General features: G+C 53.3%; 9 protein-coding genes and 1 pseudogene. 1 reads left to right on the top strand and 9 read right to left on the bottom strand.

Annotated elements, in window-relative coordinates; genetic code table 11:
- Positions 1-32: 32 nt before the first annotated feature.
- Positions 33-797, bottom strand: a complete 765-nt coding sequence (locus tag QZ303_RS04865; RefSeq protein WP_295729916.1) for an NgoBV family restriction endonuclease — start codon at positions 795-797, stop codon at positions 33-35.
- Entirely contained in the window at positions 797-2083 is a 1287-nt protein-coding gene (gene dcm / locus QZ303_RS04860; RefSeq protein WP_295729913.1) for a DNA (cytosine-5-)-methyltransferase, read from the bottom strand. Before dcm ends, QZ303_RS04865 begins: the two co-directional genes overlap by 1 nt.
- Positions 2084-2280: 197 nt before the next feature.
- Between dcm and QZ303_RS04855 the strand changes: the two genes are divergently transcribed.
- On the top strand, positions 2281-3624 hold the full coding sequence (locus QZ303_RS04855) for an MATE family efflux transporter (protein WP_295729910.1): 1344 nt from the start codon (positions 2281-2283) through the stop codon (positions 3622-3624).
- Positions 3625-3640: 16 nt separating this feature from the next.
- On the opposite strand, the gene QZ303_RS04850 is transcribed toward QZ303_RS04855, so the two are convergent.
- The 7 genes and pseudogenes from QZ303_RS04850 to QZ303_RS04820 form a co-directional block, all read right to left on the bottom strand.
- Complete coding sequence (locus QZ303_RS04850) at positions 3641-4402, bottom strand: DUF3108 domain-containing protein (protein WP_295729907.1); 762 nt, start codon at positions 4400-4402, stop codon at positions 3641-3643.
- A gap of 71 nt (positions 4403-4473) precedes the next feature.
- Entirely contained in the window at positions 4474-4932 is a 459-nt protein-coding gene (locus QZ303_RS04845; protein ID WP_295729905.1) for a YhcH/YjgK/YiaL family protein, read from the bottom strand.
- A 53-nt stretch (positions 4933-4985) separates the two neighbouring features.
- Positions 4986-5609: a thymidine kinase gene (locus tag QZ303_RS04840; protein ID WP_295729902.1), complete on the bottom strand. Its 624-nt coding sequence runs from the start codon at positions 5607-5609 to the stop codon at positions 4986-4988.
- Positions 5610-5772: 163 nt separating this feature from the next.
- Complete coding sequence (locus tag QZ303_RS04835; RefSeq protein ID WP_295729899.1) at positions 5773-7212, bottom strand: alpha-amylase family glycosyl hydrolase; 1440 nt, start codon at positions 7210-7212, stop codon at positions 5773-5775.
- A gap of 210 nt (positions 7213-7422) precedes the next feature.
- A complete protein-coding gene (locus QZ303_RS04830; RefSeq protein ID WP_295730051.1) occupies positions 7423-9399 on the bottom strand; it encodes an alpha-L-arabinofuranosidase C-terminal domain-containing protein in 1977 nt (658 codons plus the stop codon).
- A gap of 80 nt (positions 9400-9479) precedes the next feature.
- Complete coding sequence (locus QZ303_RS04825) at positions 9480-11510, bottom strand: glycoside hydrolase family 97 protein (RefSeq protein ID WP_295729897.1); 2031 nt, start codon at positions 11508-11510, stop codon at positions 9480-9482.
- A gap of 62 nt (positions 11511-11572) precedes the next feature.
- Positions 11573-12430, bottom strand: a pseudogene (locus QZ303_RS04820) (BNR repeat-containing protein); the annotation flags it as partial.
- Positions 12431-12484: the final 54 nt, after the last annotated feature.

Below are 12484 nucleotides of genomic sequence, written 5' to 3'. Positions count from 1 at the left end.
GCAAATCGAGCAATATGTTTTTCAACATGAAATCATTCATTACGTGGCCGAATTCCCTTGTGCCCGTCATGAATATATTTATGTTTGATGTCCATCCATCGGGATATTTTCAGTTCTATGCCATAGAATCGCTTATAACTGCTGATTACCTTCTCCAACCATGTTTCGGCGATGGCATTAGTGCCTTTGTATCTATAGACAGTTTGTTCCAATGCGGACAAGAAATCTTCCAAAGATTCAAATGTAGGATACTCTTTCTTGTCAGAATACCATACGGCAGGGCGTATGTTGTTGATGATATTGCTTTTGCATTGCACTTTTATGCTCCATCTTTCGCTTGTACAGCATATTTCCCAGATTTTCTTCAACCAGCAGTTCTCAATGATTATTGTACCATTCTCCATTTTGTATTTTATGAGAAGATAATTGGAATGGAGCTTATACGGCTTTTCTATGATGAGATTTATAAAGCTCATATAAGATGCAATATCGAAGTTCGGGCTACCGGTGAAAGATTTAATCTCCAACCAGTCGTTTTCGGTATCATCCGGGTTCAGCCAGAAATCCGGAGAGGACTGTCGGTGGTTATGGACATGAGGAATACCTTTTGAGGTCATCCATTTATCGAGCCATTCTTCCAAGATATTCCCCACGATATTGTTTTGATCTACTGTGATGTTGAAGTCATTCAGCTTAAAAGAGATTTTGCCTGTAGCTCCTTTGAAGCCGAAATCGGCCATCAGCAGGTCGTATATCTCTTGTGCTCTGTTCGCGTCGTTATTGAAGAAGAAAAACATTATATAGATTTTAATAAGCGTTCACACACAGCTTTAATTACAGGAACAACAACAGTGTTACCCAATAAGTCAAAACCGTTTTTTTCTGTAACATTAAATTTATAATCTTCGGGGTAGCCGAATAACCTGAGTCCCTCTTTCAATGTAAGCCTTCTGAGTCCATTGCCATCCGCCACTACGAGCTTCTGCATATCCATTGCTACCAGGGTTGGAGCAATGCCGCGAGGATCAAGAATCTTATTGATCTCGAAACTGAGTTTTCCGGTAACTATATTATATCCCTTAGGCAAAGTGGGGTCTTGTTTCCTTTCTATTGTCTCATTGCCGAGTAAATCTCGAGTGACTATTTTTCGTTTAGGATGTTCAGTTACTAAATAGCCTTTCTTGACAAGACTGTCGAGAATGTTTTTGAGGTTGTCTTTTTTGTGATAAAAGCTACCGATCATTTCTAAAGTAAGGGGCATACCATCCATCCAGTCGATGTTATAGGCTTCAGCCCAGATTTTTTTTCTTCTCTCCGTAAGAATGACATTCAGCAGTTCTTTTTCCTCTGCTGTGGTTTCTCCCTTTAAATCGATGTCCCAACTATGGATGTTGTTTTTACCTCCGCGTTTATCTTTGATGGATTTGCCATAAAGTTCGGGAATACTATATTTTGAAAGGAGAAGTCTGGTGAATGGCGAATCTAAAACGGGCAACCCGGATTCGAGGATGCTTTCGAGATTTTTTTCTTTAACGGGGAAGTTGGCGAGGTTGATATGTGTTTTAAAAGTGCCTACAATATATATCCTTTTCCTCTCCTGTGGCACGCCGAAGAATCTTGAATTAAGGATCGCATGACTAACCTTGTATCCTATCGCTTCGAGGTGCTGCAGTATTGTGCGAAGAGTTTTCCCTCCATCATGGTTTACAAGGCCTTCGACATTTTCGAGGATGAATCCTTTGGGTTTCTTTGCCGACAAGATTCTTTCTACATCAAAGAAGAGTGTCCCACGGGTGTCTGCAAATCCCTTGCGGTTTCCCGCAGCGCTAAATGCCTGACAAGGAAAGCCGGCACAAAGTATGTCGAAGTCAGGGATGGTGTCTACGTTTATCCGGGTAATATCTCCTTTTATTTCTTCGGTAGGATGATTCTGCTTGAGGACGGTTAGCGCGTAAGGCTTGATTTCAGATGTAAACACGCATTCAGACTTGATTCCGACAGCATCAGCCGCGAGTTCCAAGCCTTTCCGGATTCCACCTATACCGGCAAACAGGTCGATGAATTTAAGAGTATTTTGTGCCATTGAATTGATCGGATTACAAAGATACGCATAAGTCGAGCGCAAAGCCAAATTTATTTGGGCTTTGCCGAGCGTGAGTATCTAAGGCGATAGCCAAAGATACGCAAAAATACGGAAATTATATTTCGTTCAATGTCTGTTAATGTTGTCATGGACGGGGATGTTGTGGTTTGGTCGGGATTGTTTCGTAACTTTGCGGGATGAAAGGATTCTGGAGAAGTTACAAGGAGTACTACGGGTCGATCATCAGGCTGGGGGTGCCCATACTGATAGGGCAGCTCGGCATGATCGTGGTGGCGTTTGCCGACAACATCATGGTCGGGCGCTACTCGACGGAGGCGCTTGCCTCGGCATCGTTCGTCAACAATGTGTTCAACGTGGCCAACTTCGCCTGCATGGGGTTCACATACGGGCTTACGCCGCTTATCGGCGCGCTTTTCACCCAAAAGCGTTTTGCCACGATAGGCACGATGATACGCACCGGGGTATGGCTCAATCTGGCTTTTACCCTTTTTGTCACAGGCATAATGACTGTGCTGTGGCTCAATCTCGACCGACTCGGACAGCCCGAGGAGCTTATGCCGCTCATACGCCCGTACTATCTGATCGTGCTTGCGGGACTGCTCCCCATATCGCTCTTCAACGTGTTCGCCCAATGGCTGTTCGCCATCAACCGCACGCGCCTGCCCATGTGGATAGTGCTGGGGGCCAATGCGGTGAATATCCTCGGAAACTATCTGCTGATCTACGGCCACTGGGGCTTTCCCGAGATGGGGCTGATGGGTGCGGGTGTCAGCACACTTACGGCTCGCATCATATGCCCGCTTACGGTGATAGCGATATTCTGCCTTAGGCGCGAATTCCACGACTATTTCACCGGATTCCGCGAGGGTAGGATGACACCCCGCATGGCCGCGCAGGTCAACCGCACGTCGTGGCCCGTGGCCATGCAGATGACGTTCGAATCGGGTTCGTTCACATTTGCCGCCATTATGGCCGGATGGCTCGGAGCGGTGTCGCTCGCGGCATTCCAGATAATCGTGATCACCGGCACTCTGGGCTTCTGCATCTACTACAGCATGGGAAATGCCGTGTCGGTGCTCGTGGCCAACGCTTCCGGACTCGGCGACCGCCGGGAGATGAGGCGCATAGCCTTTGCCGGCTACCATATAATACTCACCCTGGCCACGATCTCGTCGCTGATATTCGTGCTGTTCGAGCGCGACATGATACATGCCTTTACGGAAGATGTGCGCGTGATCGAGGCTACTGTGGCGCTTATCGTGCCGTTGGTAGTGTACCAGCTCGGCGACGCCACGCAGATCAATTTCGCCAACGCTTTGCGCGGCACCTCCCACGTGATGCCTATGATATGGATAGCCTTTGTGAGCTACGTGGTCGTGGGTGTACCAGCCACCTACATGATGGGCTTCCCTCTCGGACTTGGCACTTACGGGATAATCCTCAGCTTCTCGGTCAGTCTGTTTCTGGCGGCCGCCTTGTTCCTCTATTTCTTCATGCGCAGCACGCGGATCAGAGAATAGGGAATAGCGGACCGCGTTATTTGGGGTCGCCGGTGTAGTAGGCCTGCACCTTGCCGAGAGGCAGTTTCCCCTCTACCTTGAGTGGCACACGCTGCGCGTCGGTCGATATCCATGTGTACATGGTCTCGCCGGTCGATTTCCCCTTGTGGGTGAACGAGAATGTCAGATAGAACGCCTCCCACTTCCGGCGGTTGATCTTGATGGTCTGCACGCCCCGGTAGGTGACGGTGATCTGCTCGACATTCTTGCCGGAAAAGAGATTGGCATGTATCTGCGTGCCGTTTTTCATTGCCGGGTAGTCGAACTGGCGCAGGAAGTAGAATATCGACAGCATGTCGAGCGTAGGCTCCGTGGCATAGAGAGTGGTGTCGAACCGCACCTCCGGCCCGTCGCCTTTGCGGCGCAGGCGCGATGCGTGTCCGGTAACCTCGTTGCCGTTGCGCGAGTAGCGCACGATGTCGCGGTTGTAGGTCTCACCTTCATGGGTGATTTTCCTGTAGATCTGCGGCAGGCATCCCTCCTTGCGGATGGTGGCCTGGAGGGTGTCGCGTACGCGAAACACCTTGTCGGCCCACGGGAGCGTGCGTGCAGAGAGTTGCGTGTGGTAGCTGTCGCCGTCGCTGCGCAGAGACAGGGTCGCCGAGGCTGCATCCTTGTTAATCAGACCCCACTTGTAGAGAATCACGTAGGGAAGGTCCTCGTCGGGAAGATCGAGGGAATAGGCAGTGGAGGCGCATGCGCATCCGATGAATAGAGTCAACAACAGTTTGCGTAACATAGAGTCTGATTTTTTGTTTGATAAGCAGCACGGAGCGATGCAGGTACATCGTAACGTGATGTCATGCCGGGTTACTTCCCGACACGTACTTTTACCACGTATTTTCGGTGGCGTCCTTCGCCGATATTGGGTGCGTGCGCGTCCTCCGGGTATAGGATCATGAACTGTCGCGGAAGCATCGGCACCAGGCACTGCGGCTCGTCGGAAGCGAGGAGGCAGTCTTTTTCGGAATCATATTCCTGGACTATCCGGCTGCATGCCTCTACAGGCGCCCATCCCATAAGCTCGGGTGTGTCGATCGACACCTGTATGTCGATCCATTCGCGGTGGGCCTCCATGACGGCCTTGTCGGCCGCTTTAAGCTCCACTTCCTGGCAGTTTACCACGATGTCGCCGTCGGCGAGCACGATTTTTTTGCCCGCTTCGAATCCGGGCATGTCGATGTTGGCCTTTACCCATGCCAGCGCATCGGCGATCGCCGGTGAGAGGCTGTCGTAGCGGAATGTGTCGGTTAGATTTCCTATTACCATGTTGATGAATATGTTTTAGTAGTAATTGACAGTGGTATGTGTGTAAAGTTTAATCACAGCAGAGGGAGGGCATGGCGTGCGGCCTGCTCGATGCGGTTGTTGCGCCAGCATTTGCGGCATACGGCGATATAGCGGTCGTCGCCGCCGATTTCGAGTTGCTGTCCCTCCGTCACGAAGTCGCCGTTGGCGTCGATACGTGCGTTGACTATGGTCTTTCGTCCGCATGAGCATGTGCTCTTGATCTCGTCGATGGTGTCGGCTATCTCGAAGAGCCGCCGCGAGCCTTCGAACAGACGTGTCCGGAAGTCGGTGCGCAGTCCGTAGCATACCACGTTGCTCCCATAGTCATCGACTATCCGGGCGAGCTGGTCCACCTGCTGCTCCGAGAGGAATTGCGCCTCGTCGACCAGCATCCAGTCGATCACCGCGCCGGCTTCCTCGAAAAGATTGCGGGCCATCTCATAGAGGTCGGTGTCGGCGTAGATCCAGGTGCATTTCCGCTCGATGCCTATGCGTGAGCGTATCACATTGTCTTTCTCGCGGGTATCCACCACCGGCTTCAGGCACACGTAGCTCATCTTGCGTTCCTCGAAGTTGTAGGCCTGGGTTAGCAGCAGGGCGGTCTTGGCCGATCCCATAGTGCCGTAGCGGAAATATAGTTTGCCTTTTCGGTCCATGTCGGTATCTTATTTCGACCTCAAAGATACGAATAAGTCGAGAGAAAAGGACAAGCTTGCTTGTGCTTTTCCGAGCGCGAGTATCTAAGGCGATAGCCAAAGATACGAATAAGTCGAGCGCAAAGCCAAATTTATTTGTGCTTTGCCGAGCGTTGGTATCCGATCAACGCGATACGTAGATTCTGTATTCGCCGGATTCGAGCGAGTCGGGAAACGCTTCCATCCTGCCGGTGAAGAAATTGACGGCGGTGGCATCGGCCTTTGGCGCATTGCCGGTGTAGCGCACCGGGGCGGCTTTGGAGCCGAGGTTGACAAACACGTAGACCGTGGCGCCATCCTCGTCGCTGCGGCTGAATGCATACACGTCGTCGCTCTCGGTGGGGTAGCGCTTCATCGGCGCTCCCGCGCTGCCGGCGCGTAGCGACGGGTGGGTGTGCTTCAGGTGGTTGAGTTTCTGATAGAAGTCGAAGTGGCCGTTGCGCGGTGTCCATTGCGGAGCGTCATCCTTGTCGAAAAAGAGCAATGCGCGGTCGAGGCCTGTTTCCTGGCCGGTATATATCAGCGGCATGCCGGGCAGCGTGTACATGAGCACGGCCATGGCATCGGTAAGATTGCCGAGGCGCTCGAATTCGGTGCCTTCCCACGAGTTGAGGTCGTGGTTGGTGATCATGTTCATCATATAGGTGCCGGCGGGGTATTCGATCGATTGGCGCGCGAGAAGCGTGTCGATGTCGATGGCGCGTTTCACGGGATATTCCACCTTTGTACTGTCGGAGCTGACATAGTTGTTCTGTCCCGCTGTGGCGGCGATTGCGTTGAAAAGGTCCTTCATCGGCCAGTTGTAGCCCATGTCGAATGCGTCCTTCTGAAGTTCCGGCTTGCTGGCCTCTGCGAGCATGAACAGCTCGGGTTTCACCGCTTCGAGGCTTTTGCGGGCCTCGTTCCAGAAGTCGGTCGGAACCTCGCCGGCCACGTCGCAGCGGAATCCGTCGATGTCGGCCTCGCGCAGCCAGAAGGCCATCGCGTCGATCATACCCTTGCGGGTCGACGGATTGGTGTAGTCGAGCTTGTACACGTCGGTCCAGTCGTAGGGCGACACGAAGTTTCCTGAAGAGTCGCGCACGTAGCGGTCGGGATGCTCGCTGACCCATATGTTGTCGCGTCCGGTATGGTTGGGCACCCAGTCGATTATCACCTTGAAGCCCATGTCGTGGGCCTTGCGTACCAGGGTCCTGAACTCATCAAGTGTGCCGAATTCGGGATTTAAGGCCTTGTAGTCGGCCACGGCGTAGTAGCTGCCGAGGCCGCCTTTGCGGCCATCTTTGGAAATTGGATGTACGGGCATGAACCAGAGGATGTCGGCTCCGAGCTGTTTCAATCTTGGGAGATGCCGGCTGAATGCCGCCAGTGTCCCTTCAGGGGTGTATTGGCGCAGGTTTACTTCGTAGATTACTGAATTCTCGGCCCATTCGGGGTGGACTACCGTGGTGGCGGTGCTGTCTATGGCTGACGGAGAGCTTTTTTTGCTGCCACGTGAAGAACAAGCGGCTGCCAGGCATGCCACCGCCCCGGCAACGACTACAAAAATCGCGAATTTTCTCATGACACAAATGTTTTACGGACAAGCCTCCGGATGAGGCTCAGACCCCTTTATTCGCAAAAGTATATCATCGTCGCCTAAAAACCAAATAATGAACTGATTTAAACTTATTACGAAATGTTAAATCCATTATAGGGTAACTGATAGAACGCCGGCAGTGGGGTATATGCTGAAAGAAACAGCATATACCCCACTGCCATGCCTATGATTATATTAACGGGAAATACTGTAGCGGTAGATGGCAAATGAGCGGGCGGGGAGGGTTGAGGAGAACGTGTCGGTAGAACCTTTGCGCGAGAAGTCCGTGGGCAGCGACTCGGTAGATATGACGGAAGTGTGCAGGTCGTCTGTCGAGCCGGCGGCAGCGTTGATACTTTCGGCAGCGCGGGTAAAGAGCGTGCGTGTAACGCCCGACCATGATGCTTTCTTCGGGAGGCGCATCATGTTTATCTTGAAGTCGCGCGGCTCTAACGAGGTGTTGGCGACTTTCACGATATATGTACCGGCATCCTTGTCGTAGACCGCACTCGCATACAGGCCCTGCTGCCCGTCGCCACCGGCTACAGGCCTACCGTCCATGGTGAGCGGCACGACGTTGGTGCCCTTGTTGAGCGAATACAGCCGCTGTATCTCGTAGCTGTCGGTGGGGATTACCTTGAAGTTGTCGACCCAGATGAGGTCGGGTCTCCATTGCCATCCGTTGACATTGGCGAAAAGCGGGGCGTAGGTGCACATGTTAACAACATCGGCGTTGCGTTCAAGTCCGGTCATGAATGCGGCTTCGCTGAGAGCGCCGGTGTAGTTGTTGCGTTTCTGTCCTTTTGGATGGCATGCGTACTCTCCTGCAAATACCTTGGGGCGCTTGCGGTCATATGCATCATAGCGTGCGGCATTGGCGAGAAACCAATCCTCGTTCCTGTAGTAGTGCTCGTCGACGAGGTCAACCCCGAGACGTGTCATCTCGGGCCACAGGTAGTCGAACTTGGGATCATCCACCCCCGGGCCGGACGAGCCGATGATGTTGATTTCCGGATGAGCCTTGCGCATGGCCTTGACGAACGGTTCGAGACGTTCGACATACTCAGATCCCCATTGTTCGTTGCCGATGGCCACATATTTCAGGTTGAACGACGCCGGATGTCCCATGGAGGCACGTAGCGCGCCCCATGTCGATAGCGTGTCGCCGTTGGCGAATTCCACCAGATCGAGCGCGTCGCGCACGTAGCAGTCGAGGCTGTCTACAGGCACGTGTGCGTCGGGGGTGTTCTGGTACTGGCATAGCATGCCCACATTGAGCACGGGAAGCGGCTCGGCGCCTATCTCCTCCGCCAGTTGAAAGTACTCATAGAATCCGAGCCCTCCCGACTGGTAATAATCAGGGGCAAGGCGCGAAGGGAATGTATCAGCCCACCTGTTGGCGATTGTCGGGCGGTTTTCCACCGGCCCTACGGTGTTTTTCCACTGATAACGGTCGGCGGGACGGGTGCCTTCGACGATGCAGCCGCCGGGAAAACGGAACACACCCGGATGAAGGTCGTAGAGCGCCCCGGCCATATCGGCGCGCAAGCCGTTCTCATGTCCGCGCCATGTATCGACGGGGAATAGTGATACATGCTCCACGTCTATGTCGGCGCTCTTCACCGGGTCGACAAGATAGATTCTCAGCGTGCCATCCTCTACAGTGGCCGAGGGCTTGAGAATGACCGTGTACTTCTTCCAGTCGGGTGAATCGATGTCGAGCTGTGCCGAGACCATGGCCGTATTGTCGGAGGCTGACGATGGATCGCACAGCTCGATACGCATTTCGCCTTTGCCATCTCCGGCCTTTCTTGCCCAGAGCGAGAAGCGGTATTCTTTGTCTTTCTCAAAGCTTACGCCAAAGAAACCTTCATTTTCAATGACAGTGCGCTTCTCGCGGTGTCCGGTAGGTGACATACGCAGATAGTGGGGGTTACGAGGGAAGGGCCCGTCGTCGCGCACGCTTATGTCACCGATAGTGTTCCATCCCATCAGGGTCTGCGGGAATTCAAACGACCGGTTCTTGACCATCTCGGCATAAAGGCCGCCGTCGGCGCCATAGTTTATATCCTCGAAGAATATGCCATACATTGTCGGCGCTATCTCCGCACCAACCTTGTCACACCGTACATCGAACGCCGGCACGTCGGCAGTTGCGCTTATTGCAGCCATCGAAAGTGCCGATGCTATGAGGATCGATTTCATATGTAATGCTTTTAAATCAGTTCAATATGTTGTAAAAAATGACCATTTTATTTGGCCGCACCTACAATCACTATGCCTCCGGAGGGTAGGATAGTGACAGGGAATACCCCGTCGGAGGGTATCGAGGCATCGTGCAGCGACGGTACGAAATCATCGGCCAGCGCGGGTCGCATCTCGCCCTTTCGTGCAGCTTTTCGTATCTCCCCGGAGACACCCTTGCGGTAAGTGTCGTTATATAACTTCACCTTTTCACCGGCAATCATCGGGAGCGGCAGTTCGAGCTTCAACGGCTCCGAAGTGGCGTTTATGGCACCGATATACCACTTGTCGGCATTCCGGCGGCCTATCACGGCATATTTGCCGGGGTAGCCGTCGATAAATACCGTCTCATCCCAGCTGACAGGCACGTCCTTCAGAAAATCCATGCATATCTCCGGAGCGTCCGACAGATTGTTGGGTGCGAGCGCGAAGTTCTGCACAGAATTCTGGAAAAGTATGGCAAGCGCCAACTCGAATATGTCGGATGTGCGACGGTAATTGCCGCCATCGTTTCCACGGTTCATACGCCGGTTCATGAAAGAGCCGCCATATTCCATGGATCCCACGGTATTGCGTATGAAAGGATGCAGCGTGGCGTTGCGGGCCTCCTCATCGCAGAAATGCTGGTCGAAGATCAGATTCTCCGAAGCGAGCACGGCTTCAGACCCTACGTAGTTGGGATACATGCGTTCCCAACCTCGCGGCAGAGTGCAGCCATGGAATATCACCATCAGCCCGTAGTCATCGGCATCCGAGAGGATCTGCTCGTAGAGACGCATTGTCTCCTGCTTGTCTCCGCCGAAGAAATCGACCTTTATGCCTTTGGCACCGTTCTCTTTGAGCCATTTCATCTCTTTCTTGCGCACGACGGGATTGTCCATATGGTTAACGGGTGTCTGGCGGATATCATTCCAATAGCCGCTTGAGGAGTACCACATGAACGGACTTACTCCGCGCGAAACTGCGTAGCGCATCAATTCAGCGGTTTTCTCACGACCGGGGTTCTTATCCCAATTCGCGTCAATCAGAGAATATTCGTAACCCATGTCAGCGGCAAAGTCGATAAAAGTCTTTAGATCCTCGTAATTGCTGCTTGCATCCTGCCACAATATCCATGCCCAGGTGCCTTTCCCCGGCATATAGTCCGTCGAAGGCTCATAAAGGGGGGCCACCACATCCCATGGTATGGTTGTCTCTACGACAGGCTTCAATGAATTACCGACTGTCAAGGTGCGCCACGGGGTGTGGCCCGGGAGCGCGAATGCAGGCTCGGACGTGCCGTTGCCGTTGTTCTCCTCCGGCATAGGGAATTCGATCTCATATCCGGCGTCCCTGAACTCGCCCAGACGCGACGCGCAGTAGCGCCCGTCGACACCTGTCTCGCTCACAAGCACCCAAAGGCCTTCCGGATTCAGGTTGAACAGTGCGGGGAACGTATAGCCGTTGCCATACTTGGAGGTTGTGTCCATCGGGGCGTCGTGACTGTACTCTTCCTCATATGACGGTTTCGACCTCTTCCATCCTATCATGGCCTTGCTCTGCGGAGTGAGAAATGTGGTAGTCCCCTCGGGAAGTCTGAACGAGGTCTTTTCGTCGAGAATCCTGATGGCCGAAGTCGGGCCTTGTGTGGGGACGGCATAGCGGAACGCCAGGTCGTTGTCGGCAACCACGAACTCTACGGTCATCTCGTGTCCTTTGTCGTTGCGGAAGGTGCATTCCATCACGTTGGCCTTGAAGTCGATTTCCCCTTTCTTTATACGCGATTGCGTGTACGACTTGTCGATGGTCGATCTCTTTGTCCCGACAAGTGTCATGCCTTTTGAGAAATCGTCAATATCGCTCTCGAATCCGAGGGGGGCGGGAAGGATAGCGTTTTTACCGTCGTAGGTGACGGAATATACCGGTGTCCCATCCTGTGCGGTGACATCGACCACAAGGCGTCCGTCCGGGCCGGATACGCTTTCGCCGGAGACATTCAATGCGGCAGCCAAAAGTGCCGATAAGACTATTGCTTTGGTTTTAATGATTTTGGTTTTCATAATAATGTTGATGGATGTTGGGTTGTCTGTTGATTGGTGTAGTTCGTTGCGGTTTACTTCCGTCATTCGGGACGATACTCCAGGACATAGACAGGCCCGGGGGCGGAATCGGTGACTTTCTCTCCATCGCCCTGCGACGTTTTCTGCACGTATATGTCCAGAAGGCTGCCTGTGCGCCACAGGTCGTTGTCGATTGACGGTTCCCAGGCATCCACACTGAAGTCGGTGAGGTCCGTAACGCTCCATTGCTTGTCGGCCAGCGCGCGCGAGGCCATGGAGACCCTGCTGCCGCGCTCTTCATCGCGGAAGAGGTAGTAGAGCCTCGTGCCATCGCTCACCACTCGTGGACGCGCTATTGGTATCATCTTCGTCCCTCCTCCTGACAGCGAGAACGGGGTACTCCGGTAGCTGACTTTCTCCATGCGCCATTTGCCGTCGTTTCCGAGGCTTACCAGACGATAACGTGGTACGGAATCCGTTGCATCCCTCCAATAAGTGGCTATCAATGGATTGCCGTCGGGATCAGCCGTCATCGATGTCTGGTTGATCAGCTCCGAATTCTGCGGTACAGCCCATGCCGTTTCGGCGCTCTCCATAGTAATCGGCAGCACGTAAGGAGTGCCGTCGCTTCGCTGCCATGTGACCCCGCCGTCGGTCGAGCGTGCGTAACATAGGTCGTGGTTGGTCTCCACGAGCCATGTCTCGCGCCATACCCATGACAGGTGGATTGTGCCGTCGGCGCCGGTACACATCTGCCAGTAGGCATTGCGTTTCCCTTCGCCGTCGATAAGTATGTCGTGGAGGCGTGTCCATCGCCCGGTGGTACGGTCATAGCGGTTCATCACCATATTTCCACGGCCCGACGCGCCCGAGCGGTAGGCGAACATAAGATTTCCGTCGGGCAAAGAGTGGAATTCCGGATTATTACTGTCCGCTAAACTTTAGAGGGCGATTGAAAAATAGGACCGATTCCA

It is taken from the genome of uncultured Muribaculum sp., from assembly GCF_910583865.1.
Taxonomy (GTDB): Bacteria; Bacteroidota; Bacteroidia; order Bacteroidales; family Muribaculaceae; genus Muribaculum.
Note: the sequence above shows the minus strand (reverse complement) of the source record. Positions and strands in the feature narration are given on the sequence as shown.